Source organism: Pelomonas sp. Root1444 (assembly GCF_001426885.1).
Taxonomy (GTDB): domain Bacteria; phylum Pseudomonadota; class Gammaproteobacteria; order Burkholderiales; family Burkholderiaceae_C; genus Pelomonas.
This window is the reverse complement of the sequence record NZ_LMFP01000028.1, coordinates 853,063-872,325: the sequence shown is the minus strand read 5'-3', so window position 1 is coordinate 872,325 and position 19,263 is coordinate 853,063. Positions and strand designations below refer to the sequence as shown.

The window sequence follows — 19,263 nt, the reverse complement described above, 5'->3', positions numbered from 1 at the left end:
AATTTCAGCCGCGCCGCGGAGAAGCGCTCGAGGCATGCGAGCGGCCCATGGACTGGGCCGTGACGGCGGTGATACGGCAGCGTCGCCACCGAACGCCGTGGGTCGCATGAAGTGGGCTTGCCGCCCGGCAGCGGCCGGGCGGCAAGCATGGGCGGCAGGGGCACGGGCTCAAGAGAAGACCCGACAAAAGCCTGTCGTGCCCTGATCTCAGAACTCGTAGCTGCCCGTCAGGTTGTAGCTGCGGCCGGGGAAGTTCCAGGACGAGCCCATGAAGCCCGGGGCCTGCAGGTTCGTGCGGCGAACTGTCACGTTGTTCAGGTTCGTCACGCTGAGCGCCAGGTTGAGCTTGTCCGTGAAGCTGTACGACACGCCACCGTCCAACTGGCCGAAGGCCTCCTGGTACTGAGGCAGTCCCCACCACGTGTCCCGGCAGGCGCCACCACGGCAGGCCGTCTGGCGCGTCGGATCGGCGCTCGTGCCGTTCTGCCCGTTCGGGCTGTTGTCGTTGCCGACGTTCTTCAGCACGCGGCTCGTCCAGTTGTAGGCCAGACGGGCCGAGAAGCCGTAGCGGTCGTAGCGCAGCGCGAAGTTGGCGGCGTTCTTGACCACGCCCGGCACCGGCAAGGAACCCAAAGGCACGCCGTTGGTGTCGCAACCGTAGACCTTGATCGCGTCGTCGGTGAGGGTGTTGTAAGCGGGGCAGTACTTCGTCTGGGCGTCGCGGTAGAACTTCTGCTTGCTGCCGATGTAGGTGTAGTTGGCCGACACGCCGAACCCCTTGGCCCAGTCCGGCAACACGGCTTTCAGGAAGTCGAAGTGGTCGAGGTAGGTCTCCGCATTCAGCTCGATGCCGCTCAGCCGGGCGCTCGCAGCGTTGCGCGGGCCGGTGATGACGAAGATCTTCGGATTGCCCGCCAGGCTGTCGTAGGCGCGGGTGTAGGTGGAGTTGTAGACCAGGTCCTTCACATCCTTGTAGAACAACGTCGCCGTGAGCGTCTGGCCGCTGCGCGGGTACCACTCGAGGGCAAGGTCGAAGTTGTTCGACTGCAGGGGCTTGAGTTTCGCGTTGCCGTTGTTCTTGCCGGTGTAGTTGACCAGCTGGTTGGCGGTGTCGACCGTCTGCGCCAGCGTCACGGCTTCCTGCACCTTGTCGAAGCCGGGGCGGTAGATGCTCTTGGCCATGCCGATGCGGCCGATGACCTTGTTGTCGCCCGTCAGGTTGAACTTCAGGTTCATGGAAGGCAGCGCGTCGACGTGGCTCGCTTTGACATCCAGGGGGTCGTTGATGTTGCCGAAACGCGGGAGATCCGGCGGCGTGTTGTTGTCGTATGTGTGGGTGAACGACGTGAAGCCGTGGGAGGCGCGGCCGGTGTAGATCAAGCGAACGCCGACGTTGCCTTCCACCGGCACCTGCCAGTCGTCGAAGCCGAAGCGCAGATTGCCGTAGACGGCGTGGGTGCGCTCAGCAACGTTGCTGATCTTGAACGGATTCAGCCCGTAGTACAGGTTGGTGTCGAAGGTGTAGTCCGCCGCGTTGGGATCGCACGTCGGGACCGTCGCGGTGTTGGTCGGATTCTTTGTGTTCCAGTCATTCGCCCACTTCTGGGAATCCAGGCATTGCTGGAAACGCACGTCGTGAAGCAGCTTGGCGTAGGTGGCGGGATCCTTGATGCCGGCATAGGTGGGGAAGACCACGCTCGGCGGCTGGTTGCCGCCGAAGGGCGCGTAGTTGTAGATCTCCGTCGGGGCGGCGCCGCCGTAGCGCGGGTCGCTCAGGTAGCCGAAATTGGCGCGCGACTGCCAGGAATTGTTGGGGTCGTCGTTCTTGATGTTGGGCAACTGGCCGGCCGTGCCCGTCTGGCGCACCTGCCACGGGATGGCAACCGACTGCCAGCCCACGCTCGCGTCCACGTTCTGCGTCTGTCCGCCGAAGACCGCCTGTTCGCGCACCGAGGTGCGGTATGTGGTACGCAGGCCGAAGGCGAAGTCGCGCAGCACCGGATGTTCGAACGTGCGCTTCGCGTCGACCTTCCAGGCGTACAGGTTGGCGTCACCCTTGAGCCGACCGGGCATCACCGACAGCCAGTAGTAGTTGCCGGGGTCGGCCAGGAAGTCCCGCGTCTTCTGGTCGAAACCCATCTGCACCGGCGCATTGCCGTTGGTCGTGATGTCCATGCTCGGCATGAAGGTGGCCGTCTGCACTTCCTCACCACGGGTGCGGAAGGACGACTTCACCCACTGCAGGTCGTTCTGCACGGCCCAGTTTTCATTGATGGCCCACTTGAAGTTCCAGGCCAGTTCACTGGTGGTGCTGCGGTGCTCGGTGAACGCGCGGCTGGTGCCCATGCTCAGGCCGCCGTCGGCGAACTGGTTCGCGCCCTTGCCGCCATACGACCAGTTGATGGTCCCGTCAGGGTACGTGGGCAGCCGCAACGGATAGCTGTAGTGGCCCGACACCACCACGCCGCGGTCGTCGACCACCGGCCTCTCGATGAGGACGTTGTAGGGCGAGGCGTTGTAGTTCGGGTCGGAGAAGCTGGGATAGATGTTGGAGCCGGTGTTCTCGTCCCGGCCTTTGGAAATGAAGGCCGTCAGCGACGACTGCATGTCGTTCTTCTTCCACTGCAGTGCGCCATACAAGCCCCTGCGGTCCGTGGTCCCGACGTTCTGGCCCCAGTTGGCCGCGCCCGGTGCCCACACCGTCTGGCCGGGGATCACGTCGGTGCGGGGGAAGTAGGGCTGCAGCTCCAGCTTCTGCTGTTCGTAGGTCGAGTGGTTCAGAGCCACGTCGACCAGCGCGCCCCATTGGCCCGAGTCAGTGTCCCATCGGGTCGAATAGATGGCCGAGAGCGCTGGCGCCGCCTTCTTCGTCTTTTGCTCGTAGTTGCTGCCGAACCTGACGACGCTCTTGGTGCCGTTGAAGTTGAAGGGCAGGTGAGTGCGCAGGTCCACCTGGCCGCTGACGCCGCCTTCGATCCTTTCGGCCGACGGGTTCTTGTAGACGTCCACGGCTGCCATCAGTTCGGACGGCACCGCGCTCCAGCTCAGGTCGCGACCCGGCCAGCCGGCGGAGAACAGTTCGCGTCCATTGAGCGTGGACGATCCCCACGACAGGCCACGCACGTTGATGCGGTCGTCACTGCCTTCGGAGAAGTGCTTGGGGTCGTTGTTGGTCGAGCGCAGGCGCTCGATCGTCACGCCGACGATGCGCTGCAGCACTTCGGTGATGGACTTGTCGGGCAGCTTGCCTGCCTCGTCGGCAACGACCGAGTCGACGATCTCCTCGGAGTTCTGCTTGATCTTCTGCGCGCTCTGCAGCGCGGCACGCGTGCCCTTGACGACCACGGTCTCGAGCGATTGGGGCTTCTTGTCCTCGGCCGGCTGAGCCTGCGCCAGCGCGGCACCGCCGACGCTCAGCAGCGCGAGCTGAATGACGCCGCGGTGGATAGCTGTGGTTCGAAACTGTCTCATGGATGTGTCTCTGTTGATCGTTGTATTGCGTCCGAGGGGCCGTCACTGCACAGTGATCGGGCCGAAGACGGTGATGCCGGTGCTCAGCGTGTAGGCCGCATCTTTCGGATCGGTGGGCACGGAGCCGTCGGCATTGGGCGTCGGCCGGGTGGTGTTCAGGCCGTTCGGCGCGAACTGCAGTGCGCGGATGCCGTAAGTCCTGATTTCCTTGAGCGCAGCGGCCTTCGATTCAGCCGAGACGCCCCAGTCGAACATCCAGCCCTCGGTCTGGGGCAAATCGGCGCTTTCGCACTTGTCCGTCACGGCGAAGTCCTTGAACGGAAGCACGTAGCCCGCAGGTGCCGCAGAGGTTGGCAGCACGTGCGTCGATACCGTCACGTAGCAGTCGGAGCCATCGGACTTCTTCAGCAGGTGATTGGTCTTGACGCGGACGAAAACGCCGCCCTTCCCGTCGAACAGCGTCTGGTTCATGTTCAGCGTGACGAACAGCGACTCCTCGGTCTTCACGTCGAAGGGCAGAGCCTCGAACGTGGAACCGTTTTGCTTCATCGGCGCGCCGATCTCGAAGGTGTAGTACGACCAGCCGAAGTCGCCCTTCCAGTTGGGGTTGTTCGACGGCTTGATGTCGAAGCTGAAGGTCGCGGAGAAGGGGGTCACCGAGAGATTGCAGTACGACGGCGTCACCGCACCACACCAGGAGGCATCCGGGAACCCGCCGTTGGAGTCGATCCCACCCAGCTCCGCGGTGCGACTCGTGGTCGCGTTGAAGCCGGACGCGAAGAATCGCGGGCCGACGTTCACGGTGAGCGTTTCGGAAGCGCCGTTTGCCCCGGACATGCTCAATGTGCAAAGACCATCGGCAGTCAGCTGAAGAGAAGTGCCGGAGACCGAGCACACCGCGGGCGCGGTGCTTGAATAGGTCAGTGCGCTGCCGCTCGCGTCAACTGCGGCAAGCGCGATCGTTTGGGTCTTGTTCTGCCTTTGGACCACCATCGGGGGGATCGGTCCGACTGCGATTGCCGCGACTCCCCCTTCGAGCGCGGCGTAGTGGTCATTTGCCGGCGCCGTCACGCCCAGCATGCAGAGCCCGGCGCCCGAGGCCGTCAAGGTCTTGCCGCTGACCGTGCAAACGGTTGGCGTGGTGGACGTGTACGTCGCCGCGATCCCGGCCGAGGTCGTGGCCGACAGCTCCACGTTCGCGCTGCTCGCCCGCACCATCACAGCGAGTGGCACGATCGGCAGCTGGGGGTGCTTCAGCACCGTGAACAACTGATCGGCATCGTCCGCGGCGGCCCACTGGACGCCGTCATCGGTTTTTCCGCCCGCTTGACTGGCGATGACGCGGCACTCGCCCGCCTTCACCAACGTGAGTTGATCACCCGACACGGTGCAGAAGTCCGGCGTGGACGACTTGAAGCTCACCGCCAGGCCCGACGTCGTGGTGGCCGACAGCGTCTTCACCTGCTCCAGTTCGCCGCCGCCGGGATATTTGAAGGTGATGAACTGCTGGCGCCCGCCCGCGTTCGCCCCTTCACCGCCGCCGCCGCAGGCGGCCAACATTGCGCACGCCGCCAAAAGCGTCAACTTGCCGGCATGTGGAACCCATTTTTTCGTCACGATGTCTCTCCTCGTTCTCTGGTGAGCTGAGTGTTTTTCCCGGGAGGTGTTGTTCCGCACCCCACGCCACTCCGCAATGTGGAATATTGATATACCGAGATATCATCTAATTGGTCAGGCCAAAGCGCATCGGTAGAAACGCCACGCTGACCAGTTTCGAATCATTGAAGGGTTCTTGTTATGCGAAGTCGGTCTCTGCGTCGCGTGGTCATCGTGGGCGGCGGCAGCGCGGGCTGGATCACCGCCGCGCCCCTGGCCCGCATGCTCTGCGGGCCGGACGGGCCTGACCACTGTGAGGTCGTGCTGGTCGAGTCGGAGGAGATCGGTACGGTGGGCGTGGGTGAAGCCACGCTGCCGACCATCCGCTTCTACAACCAGTTGCTGGGCATCGACGAAACCGATTTCGTCCGTGCCACGCAGGCGAGCTTCAAGCTGGGCATCGAGTTCTGCGACTGGGGGCGCATCGGCCACCGCTTCTTCCACGGCTTTGGAGGCTTCGGTCCGCCCATCCACAACAGGCCGCTGTGGTCCTACTGGCTGCGCCTGCGCGAGCGGGATCCTGGCATCGAATCCTATGAGGACTGGTCCACCGCCACGGTCATGGCGCGTGCGCTGCGATTCACACCGCCGCAGCCGGGTGAACCTTCACCTGCGAACGCATTCGACTACGCCTACCACTTCGACGCGGCACTCTATGGCCGCTACCTGCGTGATTACGCGGTTCGACATGGCGCGCAACGCGTCGTCGGCACCATCGTCGGCGTGAAGACCTCGGAGCAGAACGGCTTCGTCGAGGCACTGCATCTGAGCGACGGCCGCCGCGTGGAAGGCGATCTCTTCATCGACTGCTCGGGCTTCCGCGCGCTACTCATCGGGGGCGCGATGAAGTCCCCTTACGAGGACTGGAGCCACTGGCTGCCTTGCGACCGGGCGTTGGCCGTTCCATGCGAACGCACCGACCCGATGACGCCCTACACCACCTCGACCGCCCGCTCGGCGGGCTGGCAGTGGCGCATCCCGTTGCAGCACCGCACCGGCAACGGGCTGGTCTACTGCAGCAGCCATCTCAGCGACGGTGAGGCTGCGCAAACCTTGCTGGCGAACCTGGACGGCAAGCCGCTGGACGATCCCAGGCCGCAGCGCTTCACAGCCGGCCGCCGCAAGCGGGCGTGGACCAAGAACGTCGTGGCCATCGGCCTGTCCGCTGGATTCCTGGAACCGCTGGAGTCCACCAGCATCCAGTTCATCATGGACAGCGTCGGCCGACTGACCGCGCTTCTACCGGACCGTGATTTCGCCCCTTCACTGGCCGAGGAGTTCAATCGGCAGATGGCATATCGCTATGAATCGGTCCGCGACTTCATCGTCCTGCACTACAAGCTCGGCGAGCGGCGCGACAGCGAGTTCTGGCGCTATTGCGCTGACATGAGCATTCCGGACGTCCTGGCGCACCAGCTCGAGTTGTTCCGGGAGACCGGCCGCGTGGCCATCATCGACCCGGAGGGCTTTGCGGAGCCGTCCTGGGCGTCTCTGATGCTGGGATTGGGGCTCACGCCGCGCCGGCGCGACCCCTATGTCGACCTGGTCGACCTCGACAGTGTCAAGCGGCACTTGGCAACCGTCCGAAGCGCCATCCGCCGCACCACGCAAGCCATGCCGTTGCATGCGGAGGTGCTGTCGCGAATTGCAGGTGGTTGAAGCCGCACAGGCCTTCGGCGGCGCAACCGGCCGAATCGGAGATCCGGCGTGCATGGGAACGAATGGAACAGCTGCACATTGCCGCTGCGGCTGCCTGCGGATTGCGCACCGCAAGGACGCGCAGGATCGCCTCGTGCTCAGCGCAGCCGCGAGCCGGGCCCTCGCGGGCTCGACCCGTTCAAGATAGCGTCGCAGTCGGTGGGATCGAGTGCGTTCCCGGGCGTCGGTCAGGCAATGGTCAGGCGAGCCCGACGTGGCGAGGCCAACGTCTTGCCCAGCACGACCTCGGTCGGCAGCACGACATGGCTCGGCACAGTCTCGTCGCCTCGATTGCGCGCCTCGATCCGCTGCACAAGCACCTCGACGGCGCGCCGTCCCATTTCATGCAGCGGCTGGTGCACTGTGGCCATTTGCACTGAGCGTGCCATCCAGCTGTTGTCATAGCCGACGACGGACACTTCCTCGGGCACGCGGACGCCTCGCATTCGCAGCGCCTCGATGCAGCCGAAGGCGATGGCGTCGTTGCCTCCGAAAACGGCCTCGGGGAGTTGCTCACCGCTGTGAACCTGCAGCCAATGCTGCATCGCTTCACGGCCACCCTCGACAGTCAGCGGTGCACGAACCACGTGGCCTTCAGGAGGCGCCACACCTGCTTCGGCAAAAGCACGCAGGTAGCCGTCCACTCGTCGAGTCGCCCCGGAGTACTGGGGTGGTCCGCCGACATGCAGGATGCGTCGGTGTCCGATCTCGAGCAGGTGGCGCACCATCTCGTATGCGCCAATTTCGTTGTCCGATTCAATGTTCACCACGCGGTAAACGGGTTGCTCGGCATGCACGGACACCATGGGTGTGTGTTTTGGCGACCACTTCGCGCCGTCATCTGGCAGCCGTGGGGCCAACAGGATCAGTCCATCAACGCGGCCGTCGCACAGCGTCGGTATGCGGCTGGGGGCGTCACGCCAGTCCTTCAAGGTGAAGACGGCAGTTGTCAATCCGGCTGCCGTCGCGCCCTGAATGACGCCACTGAACAACTCCAGGAAGTAGAGGTTAGGCTCTTCTCCCAGAAAGTTGGTGACGACGCCTACCGCATCAGTCCGCTGATGCGCGAGCGCGAGAGCAGTGGCGTTCGGCCGATATCCCAACTGCCCTGCAACGGCCAACACGCGATCCCGCGTTTCGGCCGAAACGCGCACCGAGCCGCGCTGTCCACCGTTGAGTGCGCCCGAGGCTGCCATCCTGGAAACCCCTGCTTCGCGGGCGACATCGGCAAGCGTCGGAGCACTGCTGCGTCGGCGTCCCTCCGCGGCGGGTTCGGTGGAGTCTTTCGGGCGATCTGGGGCCACAGAGTTCTAAGCGACAGGGGCAGAACGCCACTTCTTGAGGGCGGCGCACTTTAGCACTCCCCCTGAAACGCATTGCGAAACGATCGGGCGCCAGGCGGCGATCAGACTGCTCGAGACGACCGGCTCATTGGCCACTTCTGGCGAACCGCAGGCTGGCCTGCACAGGAGCGTCGGAAGCGTTCCCGGCGGGACTTCGACGTGAGGGATGTTCTTTTCGGTGCACGAACTTGGACGTGAACTTGGACATCCCCATCCAAGTTGGCGATGCAAAAGAAAAGGCCTTGAAGATCAAGGCCTTGGGTATCGAGTGGTGGAGAGGAGGAGGATCGAACTCCCGACCTCCGCATTGCGAACGCGGCGCTCTCCCAGCTGAGCTACCCCCCCACGCGAGCTAAAAAGTATAGCGCGCCGTGCGCATGCTGCGCCGGTACCGAGCCGCTACAGGCCGGCGCCGATCAGCGCGCGCGCGGCTTCGGTCATGCAGGCCGGCGAGCCGTCGGGCAGCGTGATTTCGCGTGCCTGGGCCAGCGCCGGGAAGTGGCCGCGCAGCGAGCGCTCGTAGCCCGGGTCGTAATGCTCGCGCATCAGCTCGGCGAAGACGCCGGCCCAGTCGCCGGCGCGGGCGCGGGCCTGCCAGTCTTCGACGCGGGCGCGGCCGCGCAGTTCGACGAGGCCGTCCAGTGCGCGGCAGAAGCCGTCGGGGTCGGCGCCGAAGTGGCTGTAGTCCTGGAGCAGCAGTGTCACGCGCGCCTGCTCCGGCATGGTGATCCAGACGCAGGCGCTGCGCTCGCCGCGCATCGCGTCGAGCAGGTTGGCGGGTATGGCGATGCGGCCGATCTTGCGGCTCTCACTCTCGACGATGACGGGCCGGGCGTCGTCCAGGCCGCGCAGCGCCGACCACAGCCTGCTGTCGAAGGCCTTTTGGCTGGGCTGCGGCGCGTCGGGCAGGGCGCCCAGCACGGAGCCGCGGTGGGCGGCCAGGGCTTCGAGGTCGAGCACCTGTGCGCCTTCGGCGGCGAGCGCATGCAGCAGCCGCGTCTTGCCGCTGCCGGTGCGGCCGCACAGCACGCGCCAATCGAAGCGGGCGGGCCAGGCGGCGAGGTCGTCGCGCACCTGGGCGCGGTAGGCCTTGTAGCCACCGATGAGCTGGCGCGAGCGAAAGCCGATCTGGCCCAGGAACCAATGCATGGCGCCCGAGCGCTGGCCGCCGCGCCAGCAGTAGACCAGGGGACGCCAGGTCTTGGGGTAGGCGACGGCGCTGGTCTCGATGTGGCGGGCGATGTTGCGTGCGACCAGGGCCGAGCCGAGCTTGCGCGCCTCGAAGGGCGAGGTGGCGTAGAGCAGCCCCACGTCGTGGCGCTCCTGGTCGTCGAGCACCGGCCAGTTCAGTGCGCCGGGCATGTGGTCTTCCGCGAACTCGGCGGGCGAGCGCACGTCGATGAGGGCGTCGAAGCGGTCCAGCTCCGCAACCGCATCGCCGATGGTCGTGGTGTAGCTCATGCGGGCAGCGAGACCGCGTCCAGCAGTTCGCTCTCGATCTGCAGCTGGGCCTTGTTCTGCTGCAGCGCCGCGCCGTCGACCAGGAAGGTGTCTTCCACGCGCTCGCCCAGCGTCGAGATCTTGGCGAGTTGCAGGTTGATGCCGTGGCGCGCCAGCACGCGGGCGATGGCGTAGAGCAGGCCGGCGCGGTCGCTGGTGGAGATGGTCAGCAGCCAGGCGGTGGCGCGCTCGTCGGGGCGCAGCGAGATGCGCGGCGTGTAGGGGAAGCTCTTCACGCGGCGCGACAGGCGGCCGCGCCGCGGCTCGGGCAACGGGCCGCCGGCCTGCAGCGCGCTGCCGAGCTTCTGCTCGACCAGCGGCACGAGGTCGCGGTGATGCACATCGGCTTCGGGGCGGATGACCTGGAAGGTGTCCAGCGCATAGCCCTTGCGCGTGGTGTGTACCTTGGCGTCAAGGATGCTGAAGCCGGCGGTGTCGAAGTAGCCGCAGATGCGGGCGAACAGGTCCGGCTGGTCCGGCGCGTAGACCAGCACCTGCAGGCCTTCGCCGATGGGCGAGGGGCGAGCGCGCACGACGGGCACCTGCGTTTCGACGTGGCGCCACAAAGAGCGCGCATGCCAGGCCAGCTCGGCGCCGTCGTGCCGCGCGAAGTAGCTGACCGCCAGCGTCTTCCACAGCGGCTCCTCGGTGCCGGGCAGCTGCGAATGCAGCGCCAGGTCTTGCCGGGCCTCCTGCTTGCGGGCCTCGATCTCCGCGTCTACGTTGATCCGGGCGCCGCCTAGCGCACGCAGCGTGATGCGGTAGAGGTCTTCCAGCAGCTTGCCCTTCCAAGCATTCCAGACCTTGGGGCTGGTGCCGCGGATGTCGGCCACCGTCAGCAGGTACAGCGCCGTGAGCCGCCGTGCGTCGCCCACCTTGGCGGCAAATGCGGCAATGACTTCAGGGTCGGAGAGGTCTTCCTTCTGCGCGACGCGCGACATCGTCAGATGGTGCTCGACGAGGAAGACGCACAGCGCGGTGTCCTCGGCGTTCAGGCCGTGCTGGCGGCAGAAGCGCCTGACCTCGACGGCGCCGAGCTCCGAGTGGTCGCCGCCGCGGCCCTTGGCCACGTCGTGGAAGAGGGCGGCGATGTAGAGCAGCTCGGGCGCGTCGAATTGCGCGGCGAGCTGCGAGCAGAACGGGTACTCGTGCGCGTGCTCCGGGATGAAGAAGCGCCGCACGTTGCGCAGCACCATCAGGATGTGCTGGTCCACCGTGTAGACATGGAACAGGTCGTGCTGCATCTGTCCAACGATGGAGCGGAACACCCACAGGTAGCGGCCCAGCACCGACGTCTGATTCATCAGCCGGAAGGCGTGCGTCTGGCCCTCGGGCTCGCGCAGCATGGTGATGAAGGTCTCGCGGTTGACCGGGTCGCGCCGCCACGCGGCATCCATCAGGCCGCGGGCGTTGTAGAGCGCCCGCAGCGTGCGCGCGGACAGCCCCTTGATGCCCGGCGTCTGTTGGTAGACCAGGAAGGTGCGCAGGATGGCGTGCGGGTCGCGCTGGTAGAGGTCGTCGCTGGCCACCTCAAGCATGCGGCCGCGGTCGAGGAAGTCCGGCTGGCCGTCCAGCGGGCGCAGCAGGCCTTGCTGCGAGCCGTTGATCTGCTCTTCCAGGTTCAGCAGCAGGATCTGGTGCAACTGCGTGACGGCCTTGGCCGCCCAGTAGTAACGGCGCATCAGCACTTCGGACGCACGCTGCGCCCCCGTGCCTTGGAAACCGAAGCTTTCGGCGACGGCGGTCTGCAGGTCGAAGACGAGACGGTCCTCCCGCCGGCCGGCGACGGCGTGCAGGCGGGCTCGGATCAAGCGCAGCTGGCCCTCGTTGCGCTGCAGCTGGCGGCTCTCGAACGGCGTGATCAGGCCGCGCTGGGCCAGGGCCTTCCAGGTCTTGCCCAGGCCCGCGGCGCTCGCGATCCAGATCAGCATCTGCAGGTCGCGCAGGCCGCCGGGGCTTTCCTTGCAGTTGGGTTCCAGCGCGTAGGGCGTGTCGTCGAACTTGGTGTGGCGCTGCAGGCTCTCCAGCGTCTTGGCGCGGAAGAAGGCCTTGGGGTCCATGGCCTGCATGAAGCGCTTGGCCATCTGCTTGAACAGCTTGGCGTCGCCGGCCAGCAGGCGGGCCTCGAGCAGCGCGGTCTGGATGGTCACGTCGCCCTGCGACTCGCTGAGGCATTCCCCCAGCGTGCGCACCGACGAGCCGATCTCAAGGCCGACGTCCCAGCAGGCCGTGATGAAGGCCTCGATGGCGGCCTTGACCGCGCCGGGGACGTGCGCCTCGACGCCGTCGGGCAGCAGCACGAGGACATCGACATCGGAGTGGGGATACAGCTCGCCGCGGCCATAGCCGCCGACGGCCGCGAGGCAGGCGCCCTCGGGCATGCCGGCCTGCGCCCACAGCGCGCGCAGCGTCTCGTCGACATGGCGGGCAAGCCGGCGCAGCAGCGTCTGCGCGCTGGCCTGGGTCGGGCGCTCGGCGAGGAAGCCGTCGATGAGCGCCTGCTTCCCGGCCTTGAACTGCTGGCGGAGGTCGGCGAGCGTCGCCACGTCAGGCCGTGGCAGCGGCTGCCTGCGTGATGAAGGCCGGCGGCGGCGGGCTGCCGGCGGACAGCGTCATGACCTCGTAGCCGGCATCGGTGACGAGGATGGTGTGCTCCCACTGCGCCGACAGCGACCGGTCCTTGGTGACGATGGTCCAGCCGTCGCCCATCTCGCGGATCTCGCGGCGGCCCGCGTTGATCATGGGCTCGATGGTGAACATCATGCCGGGCACCAGCTCGTCCAGCGTGCCGGGGCGGCCGTAGTGAAGCACCTGCGGCTCTTCGTGGAAGACGCGGCCGATGCCATGGCCGCAGAACTCGCGCACGATGGAGAAGCCGGCGTTCTCGGCGAAGGTCTGGATGGCGTGGCCGATGTCGCCCAGGCGCGCGCCGGGCTTGACCTTGGCGATGCCCTTCCACATGGCTTCGTACGTGAAGGCGCACAGCCGCTTGGCGGCGATGGAGCCCTCGCCGACGACGAACATGCGGCTGGTGTCGCCATGCCAGCCGTCCTTGATGACGGTGACGTCGATGTTGACGATGTCGCCGTTCTTCAGCGCCTTGTCGTTGGGGATGCCGTGGCAAACCTGGTGATTGACCGACGTGCAGATCGACTTGGGGTAGGGGATGTAGCCCGGCGGGCAGTAGTTCAGCGGGGCGGGGATGCCCTGCTGCACGTGGACGATGTGGTCGTGGGCGAGCTTGTCGAGCTCGTTGGTCGTGATGCCCGGCTTGACGTGGGGCGTCAGCATGTCCAGGACTTCGGACGCCAGGCGTCCGGCGATGCGCATGCCTTCGACGTCGGCAGCAGTCTTGATGGTGATGGCCATCGCGGAATTATCCCAGCAGGGCCAGCGTCAGTCTTTCCAGATGTCCATGCCCATGTACGCGGTGGCCAGCACGATCACGCCGAAGGCAATGCGGTACCAGGCGAAGACCTTGAAGTCGTGGCTGGACACATAGCGGATCAGCCAGCGGATGCACAGCAGTGCGCTGATGAAGGCGAACACCAGGCCCACGGCGAACATCGGCGCGTCCTCCCAGGCCAGGGCGTCACGTTGCTTGAGCACCGAGTACGCGCCGGCGCCCATCAGCGTCGGGATGCCCAGGTAGAAGCTGAACTCGGTCGCTGCCTTGCGCGACATGCCCAGCACCAGGCCGCCGATGATGGTGGCGCCCGAGCGGCTGGTGCCGGGGATCATGGCCAGGCACTGCAGCAGGCCGACCTTGAGCGCGTCCAGCGGGCCCATGTCGTCCACGGTCTGCACGCGCGGCTGGTGGCCGCCGTCGTGCAGGCGGCGGTTGCGGCCCTCCACCCACAGGATGATGAAGCCACCGATGATGAAGGCCAGCGCCACCGGCACGGGGTGGAACAGATGGGCCTTGATGAACTTGCCGAAGGCCAGGCCCAGCACCACGGCCGGCAGGAAGGCGATCAGCACATTGAGCGCGAAGCGCTGCGCCTGCGGCTCATGCGTGATGCCCTTGACGGTGCGCGCCAGGCGCTCGCGGTACTCCCAGACCACGGCGAACATCGCGCCGGTCTGCACGGCGATCTCGAAGACCTTGGCCTTCTCGCCGACGAAGTTCAGCAGCGAGCCGGCGAGGATCAGGTGCCCCGTGGACGAGATCGGCAGGAATTCGGTCAGCCCCTCGACGATGCCCATGACGGCGGCTTTGATCAGCAGGATGACATCCACGTAACGGCTCCGGAAGGCAGACGAATGCAAAAAAGGCGGCGCAGTGTAGTGGGGTGCCCGCGAGCCGAACTTGCCGCGCCCTGACCCCGGGGCTACATTACTGACCCTCGGGTCATTAACTCAGCCAGCTTGGCCACCGCCGCCCCCCGTCAACGCCGCAAGGACGCCCGCCCGCAGGAGCTGCTGGACGCGGCACTGGCGCTCTTTGTCGAGAAGGGCTTCGCCGCCACGCGCAGCGAGGAGGTGGCCGCCCGCGCCGGCGTCGCCAAGGGCACGCTCTACCGCTACTACCCCAGCAAGGACGAGCTGTTCAAGGCGATGGTGCGCGAGAACCTCGCGGTGCACATCGCCGAGTCCGCCGCCCAGGCTGCCCAGTACGACGGCCCGATCGCCGACCTGCTGGTCGAGATGATGCGGGCCTGGTGGGCCAAGGTCGGCCAGGGCAATGCGGGCGTCGTCTGCTCGCTGGTGATGACCGAGGCGCGCCATTTCCCCGAGCTGGCCCGGTTCTACGTCGACGAGGTCATCACACCGTCGCAGAACCTGCTGGGCGGGCTCATCGAGCGCGGCATCCGCGCCGGTGAATTCCGCGCCGTGCCGGTGGAGGCGACGGTGCATCTGCTCATCGCGCCGCTGCTGCACATGATGTTGCACGAGCACTCGTTCGGCGACCACGACGTCTGCCCCCACACCATGAGCCCCATGGAGCTGCTGGACGCGCAGATGTCGATGCTGCTGCACGGTCTGCTGGCCACGCCAAGCTGACCCCTACAATTTTTGGCTTTCAGTCCGCCGACCCGTGCTCCCGGAGAACAAGATGAATCTCGAACAAGCCCGCTTCAACATGATCGAGCAGCAGATCCGCCCCTGGGACGTGCTCGACCCCAGCGTGCTGGAATTGCTGCATGTCGTGCACCGCGAGGACTTCGTGCCCGAGGCGCACCGCCACCAGGCGTTTGTCGACATCGAGCTGCCGCTGACCGCCACGCGGCGCATGCTGGCGCCCAAGGTCGAGGCACGGCTACTGCAGGAGCTCAAGGTCCAGCGCCATGAGAAGGTGCTGGAGATCGGCGCCGCCACGGGTCACCTCGCCGCGCTGCTGGGCCACAAGGCGCAGCGCGTCATCGCGCTGGAGGCCGATGCCGGCCTGGCCGCCCAGGCCGCTGCCAACCTCAAGCGTGCCGGCGTGCTCAACGTCACCGTGCTCAACCAGGACGGCGCGGCCGGCCTGGCTGCCGAGGAGCCCTTCGACGTCATCCTGCTGTCCGGCTCGGTCGCCGCGGTGCCGCAGGCGCTGTTGAACCAGCTCAAGGTCGGCGGCCGCCTGGCGGCCATCGTCGGCGGTGAGCCGGTCATGCGCGCGCAACTTGTCACCCGCACCGGCGCGAACGATTTCAGCTCGGTCGTGCTGTTCGACACCGTGGCCGGGCGCCTGCCCGGCTTTGCGGAAGCACCTGCCTTCAGCTTCTAGCGCGCATGCAGCCCGTCGCCATAAAACGCTGCTTGCCGGCCCCGGGGGCGCAGGTCGTCGCATGGCTTCAGTCACCGGCGGGCTTTGCGTCTATAACCCCGGCCGCTGCTTAATTCACTGCTCCAGCCAAGGAATCCCATGCCCTTCGTCCCAGCCCGACGCCTGATCCTGCAACCGCTGGCCCTGGCCGCCTGCCTTTTGTTCGGCGGCGCGGCCCAGGCCCAGAGCCTGCAAGAGCTGTACGACGCCGCACGGGCCTATGACGCCACCTACCTCGCCACCAAGGCCAGTGCGGACGCCGCCGCGGCGCGCGCAGCGCAGGCCGAGGCGCTGATCAAGCCCTCCTTCGGCCTGTCGGCCTCGGGCACGCAGGCGCGCAACGACCCCCCCAGCGGCCAGGCCATCAACAGCCGCACGCTGACCGCCGGCCTGCAAGGCAAATACTCGGTCTACAACGCAGCCAACCTGCCCACCATCGACCGTGCCCGCCGCGGCTTCGAGGTGGCCCAGGCCGACCTGGAGAGCGCCGAGCAGGACCTCATCGTCCGCCTGGCCGCGGCCTATTTCGACGTGCTGGCGGCGAAGGACGCGCTGACCACCTCGCAGGCCAACAAGGCCGCCATCTCGGAGCAACTGGCCTCGGCCAAGCGCAACTTCGAAGTCGGCACGGCCACCATCACCGACACGCGTGAAGCCCAGGCCCGCTACGACCTGGCTGTGGCGCAGGAACTGGCCGCGGACAACGACCTGCGCGTCAAGCGTGTGACGCTGGACCAGTTCGTCGGCCGGGTCGGCGTCGAACCCAAGTCGCTGGCCACCCCGGTGGCGCTGCCGGCCCTGCCGAGCAACAACGTCGAGACCTGGGTCGCCACTGGCGACGAACAGCACCCGGCCGTGCGCCGTGCGCGCCTGGGCCTGGAAGTGGCCCAGCTCGACACCCAGATCGCGCGCGCCGGCAACCAGCCGACCGTCGACCTCAACGGCACGCTCGGCGCCCAGAACCTGCACAACAACCTCAACGGCATCGCCGCGCAGTCCTCCGGCGTGGGCACCGGCAAGACCGCCAGCGTCGGCCTGACGCTGAGCTACCCGCTGTACACCGGCGGGCTCACGCAGAACCGCATCCGCGAAACGCTGGTGTTGGAAGAGAAGGCCCGCAACGACCTCGACTTCGCGCGCCGCAGCGTCGCCGAGGCCACGCGCCGCGCCTTCTTCGGCGTGCAGTCGCTGAAGGCCCAGGTCAGCGCCTACGAGGCCGCCGAGTCGTCCACCAAGCTGGCGCTGGAAGCCACGCAGCTCGGCTACAAGGTCGGCGTGCGCGTCAACCTCGATGTGCTGAACGCCCAGACCCAGCTCTACACGACCCAGCGCGACCTGGCCAAGGCCCGCTACGACGTCGTCGTCAACAGCCTGCGGCTGCGCCAGGCGTCGGGCCAGCTGCGCCCCGAGGACCTGAGCGCCGTCAACTCGCTGCTGGCCCGCTGAAGCACGCCGCGCCCCGCATCAAGCCTCGCTGCGGCGAGGCTTTCTTTTGGCCGTCATGGGCAGGGGCTCAGTCTGCACCTGCGACAACGGCTTGAGCGGCGCATGTTCGCGCAGCGCGCGCAGGATGATGGCCGTGGACGTCGGCGCCTGCTGGCAGAAGCGCTGCAGCACCGCCTTCAGGTGCGCCACGTCGCGCACGGCGATCTCCAGGATCCAGCTGTCCTCGCCCGTCACGTCGTACGCCGTCATGACCTCGGGACTGGTTTCCAGCACACGCAGCATCAGCGTTTCATCCATGGACTCGATACGGATGACCGCCCGGATCGCATAGCCCAGCTTGCCGGCATCGACGACCGCGCGGTAGCCACGGATCACGCCGCCGTCCTCCAGCTTGCGCACCCGCTCCGTCACGGCCGGCTGGCTGAGGTGCACGCGCCGCCCCAGCTCCGCCATGGTCAGGCGCGCGTCCGCCTGCAGCTCGGCGAGGATGCGGTGGTCGTGGTGGTCAAGGTCGATGGCCATGTAAGTTGCCGTTGGCGGCATGAAAGTTCCGTAGATCCTAAGGCGAAGGCAAACATCAACCTTTAAAAGCCCATGTTGGGCGGGCGGCGGAATTCCTACGATGCCGGCCATGAACACGACGACGTTGCCGCTCAAGAACGCTTCGGGCCTGAGCCCCAAGCTGATGCTCTGCCTGGCCGCCACCTGGCTGGTCTGGGGCTCCACCTACCTGGCCATCAAGATCGCCCTGGTCAGCCTGCCGCCCTTCTTCCAGATGGGCAGCCGCTTCCTGGTCGCCGGCGTGCTGCTGGCCGGGTGGATGCGTTGGCGCGGCGCGCCCTGGCCGAGCCGGCGGCAATGGCTGCATGCCGTCGCCGTCGGTGGGCTGATGCTGGGCGGGGGCATGGGCGGCACGGCGACGGCCGAGCAGACCGTGGGCTCGGGCCTCGTGGTCGCCTTCATCGCCGTGATGCCGCTGATGATTGCCGGCCTCAACCTGTTCTGGGGCGAGAAGCCGACGCGGCTGGAGTCGCTCGGCATCGCCTTCGGCCTGGTCGGTGTGCTGCTGCTGACGCAAGGGCAGGGCTTCGGTGCCTCGCCGGCCGGCCTGGTCGCCATCAGCGTCGCTTGCGCGAGCTGGGCGGTGGGTAGCGTGCTGTCCCAGCGCAGCCTGCCGCTGGCGCCGGGCGCGATGGGCTTTGCGAGCGAGATGCTGGCTGGCGGTGCGCTGCTGATGGGCCTGAGCCTCGTCAGCGGCGAGACGCTGCCCTCCAGCATCGAGCCGCAGGCGCTGTGGGCCTGGGCTTACCTCGTGGTCTTCGGCTCGCTGGTGGCCTTCAATGCCTACATGGTGCTGCTGGCCGAAGCGTCGGCCGGCCTGGCGTCCAGCTACTCCTTCGTCAACCCGGTCATCGCGATGCTGCTGGGCGTGACGCTGGCCGGCGAGCACATCAGCGGCCACGAATGGCTGGCGGCGGGCGTGGTGCTGGTCGGCGTCGTGCTGCTGCTCATGGGGCGGGCAAGGCGTTGACGGGGATGCGCAGGTAGCTGATGCCGTTGGCCTCGGCCGGCGGCAATTGGCCGGCGCGGATGTTGACCTGCAGGGCCGGCAGCATCAGCGCCGGCACGCCCAGCGTCGCGTCGCGGGCCCGGCGCATCGCGACGAACTCGGCCTCGCCGATGCCGTCGCGCACGTGTATGTTGGCGGCGCGCTGTTCGCTCACGGTTGTCTGCCAGCGCGCTTCGCGGCCGTTGGGGTAGTCGTGGCAGACGAAGACCCGCGTCGCAGGTGGCAGTGCCAGCAGACGCTGCATGGAACGGTAGAGCTGGCGCGCGTCGCCGCCGGGGAAGTCGGCGCGAGCACTGCCGAGGTCGGGCATGAAAAGGGTGTCGCCGACGAAGACCGCGTCCTCCAGTCGATAGGCCAGGTCGGCCGGCGTGTGGCCGGGCACGAGCAGCGCGGTGACCTCGACTGAGCCGATGGACAGCCGCTCGCCATCGCGCAGCAGGCGGTCGAAGCCGTCGTCGACGATGGGTTGGTTGAAGAGCCGCGAGAAGGTGGCCTGCACCTCGCGGATGGGCTCGCCGATCGCGACGAGGCCGCCCGCCTGCTGCTTGAGGTACGGCGCGGCGGAGAGATGGTCGGCATGGGCGTGCGTCTCCAGGATCCACTGCAGGCTCAACTGCTGCTCGCGCAAATGGGCCAGCAACAGGTCGGCCGATCGCGTGGATGTGCGGCCGGCGGCTGCGTCGCAGTCCAGCACCGGGTCGATGACGGCGGCCTCGCGCGTGCCTGGGTCGTGGACGACATAGCTGACCGTGCCGGTGGTCGGGTCGTGAAAGCCTTGGATGACGGCGGGCATGGCAGCGTGCGGCGTGGCGAGGCTTTCAGTATATCGA

14 protein-coding genes and 1 tRNA gene are annotated in these 19,263 nt (G+C 67.0%); 5 read left to right on the top strand and 10 right to left on the bottom strand.

The features are described from left to right. Positions 1-207: 207 nt before the first annotated feature. The gene (locus tag ASD35_RS21705) at positions 208-3,471 is read right to left on the bottom strand and encodes a TonB-dependent receptor (protein WP_056877007.1); all 3,264 of its coding nucleotides are present in this window, start codon (positions 3,469-3,471) and stop codon (positions 208-210) included. A gap of 42 nt (positions 3,472-3,513) precedes the next feature. Then, the gene (locus tag ASD35_RS21700) at positions 3,514-5,088 is read right to left on the bottom strand and encodes a hypothetical protein (protein ID WP_157275701.1); all 1,575 of its coding nucleotides are present in this window, start codon (positions 5,086-5,088) and stop codon (positions 3,514-3,516) included. Positions 5,089-5,292: 204 nt separating this feature from the next. Between ASD35_RS21700 and ASD35_RS21695 the strand changes: the two genes are divergently transcribed. Further along, positions 5,293-6,786, top strand: a complete 1,494-nt coding sequence (locus ASD35_RS21695; RefSeq protein WP_235538419.1) for a tryptophan halogenase family protein — start codon at positions 5,293-5,295, stop codon at positions 6,784-6,786. A gap of 227 nt (positions 6,787-7,013) precedes the next feature. On the opposite strand, the gene ASD35_RS26790 is transcribed toward ASD35_RS21695, so the two are convergent. The 6 genes from ASD35_RS26790 to ASD35_RS21665 form a co-directional block, all read right to left on the bottom strand. Then, entirely contained in the window at positions 7,014-8,129 is a 1,116-nt protein-coding gene (locus ASD35_RS26790) for a LacI family DNA-binding transcriptional regulator (protein ID WP_255354549.1), read from the bottom strand. A 308-nt stretch (positions 8,130-8,437) separates the two neighbouring features. Continuing rightward, a tRNA-Ala gene (locus ASD35_RS21685) sits at positions 8,438-8,513 on the bottom strand. Between the two features lie 54 nt (positions 8,514-8,567). After that, positions 8,568-9,629: a tRNA 2-selenouridine(34) synthase MnmH gene (gene mnmH / locus ASD35_RS21680; protein ID WP_056877003.1), complete on the bottom strand. Its 1,062-nt coding sequence runs from the start codon at positions 9,627-9,629 to the stop codon at positions 8,568-8,570. After that, a complete protein-coding gene (locus tag ASD35_RS21675; protein ID WP_082580338.1) occupies positions 9,626-12,214 on the bottom strand; it encodes a [protein-PII] uridylyltransferase in 2,589 nt (862 codons plus the stop codon). Before ASD35_RS21675 ends, mnmH begins: the two co-directional genes overlap by 4 nt. A 1-nt stretch (position 12,215) precedes the next feature. Further along, positions 12,216-13,037, bottom strand: coding sequence for a type I methionyl aminopeptidase (gene map / locus ASD35_RS21670; RefSeq protein ID WP_056877001.1), 822 nt, complete (start codon positions 13,035-13,037; stop codon positions 12,216-12,218). Positions 13,038-13,064: 27 nt separating this feature from the next. After that, positions 13,065-13,907, bottom strand: coding sequence for an undecaprenyl-diphosphate phosphatase (locus tag ASD35_RS21665; RefSeq protein ID WP_056877000.1), 843 nt, complete (start codon positions 13,905-13,907; stop codon positions 13,065-13,067). Between the two features lie 129 nt (positions 13,908-14,036). Between ASD35_RS21665 and ASD35_RS21660 the strand changes: the two genes are divergently transcribed. From ASD35_RS21660 to ASD35_RS21650, 3 genes are all read left to right on the top strand, one after another. Further along, the gene (locus ASD35_RS21660) at positions 14,037-14,672 is read left to right on the top strand and encodes a TetR/AcrR family transcriptional regulator (RefSeq protein WP_235538418.1); all 636 of its coding nucleotides are present in this window, start codon (positions 14,037-14,039) and stop codon (positions 14,670-14,672) included. Between the two features lie 52 nt (positions 14,673-14,724). Next, positions 14,725-15,378, top strand: a complete 654-nt coding sequence (locus ASD35_RS21655; protein ID WP_056877474.1) for a protein-L-isoaspartate O-methyltransferase — start codon at positions 14,725-14,727, stop codon at positions 15,376-15,378. Positions 15,379-15,516: 138 nt separating this feature from the next. After that, positions 15,517-16,863, top strand: coding sequence for a TolC family outer membrane protein (locus tag ASD35_RS21650; protein WP_056876998.1), 1,347 nt, complete (start codon positions 15,517-15,519; stop codon positions 16,861-16,863). A gap of 18 nt (positions 16,864-16,881) precedes the next feature. Here ASD35_RS21650 and ASD35_RS21645 read toward each other — a convergent pair whose 3' ends face one another. After that, positions 16,882-17,385 carry an Lrp/AsnC family transcriptional regulator gene (locus tag ASD35_RS21645; RefSeq protein WP_056876997.1) on the bottom strand — a complete coding sequence of 168 codons (504 nt, stop codon included), beginning with the start codon at positions 17,383-17,385 and terminating at the stop codon, positions 16,882-16,884. Positions 17,386-17,494: 109 nt separating this feature from the next. On the opposite strand from ASD35_RS21645, the gene yedA reads away from it, so the two are divergent. Further along, positions 17,495-18,394: a drug/metabolite exporter YedA gene (yedA, locus tag ASD35_RS21640; protein WP_056877473.1), complete on the top strand. Its 900-nt coding sequence runs from the start codon at positions 17,495-17,497 to the stop codon at positions 18,392-18,394. Here the strand turns inward: yedA and ASD35_RS21635 are convergent. Further along, positions 18,372-19,226, bottom strand: coding sequence for an MBL fold metallo-hydrolase (locus tag ASD35_RS21635; RefSeq protein ID WP_056876996.1), 855 nt, complete (start codon positions 19,224-19,226; stop codon positions 18,372-18,374). The two genes, yedA and ASD35_RS21635, sit on opposite strands and share 23 nt — an antisense overlap. Between the last annotated feature and the right edge of the window lie 37 nt (positions 19,227-19,263).

Coding starts and splice junctions, on each gene's coding strand:
- ASD35_RS21705 (WP_056877007.1), bottom strand. CDS start 3,471: ATGAGACAGTTTCGAACCACAGCTATCCACCGCGGCGTCATTCAGCTC.
- ASD35_RS21650 (WP_056876998.1), top strand. CDS start 15,517: ATGCCCTTCGTCCCAGCCCGACGCCTGATCCTGCAACCGCTGGCCCTG.
- ASD35_RS21645 (WP_056876997.1), bottom strand. CDS start 17,385: ATGGCCATCGACCTTGACCACCACGACCACCGCATCCTCGCCGAGCTG.
- ASD35_RS21635 (WP_056876996.1), bottom strand. CDS start 19,226: ATGCCCGCCGTCATCCAAGGCTTTCACGACCCGACCACCGGCACGGTC.
- yedA (WP_056877473.1), top strand. CDS start 17,495: ATGAACACGACGACGTTGCCGCTCAAGAACGCTTCGGGCCTGAGCCCC.
- ASD35_RS21655 (WP_056877474.1), top strand. CDS start 14,725: ATGAATCTCGAACAAGCCCGCTTCAACATGATCGAGCAGCAGATCCGC.
- map (WP_056877001.1), bottom strand. CDS start 13,037: ATGGCCATCACCATCAAGACTGCTGCCGACGTCGAAGGCATGCGCATC.
- mnmH (WP_056877003.1), bottom strand. CDS start 9,629: ATGAGCTACACCACGACCATCGGCGATGCGGTTGCGGAGCTGGACCGC.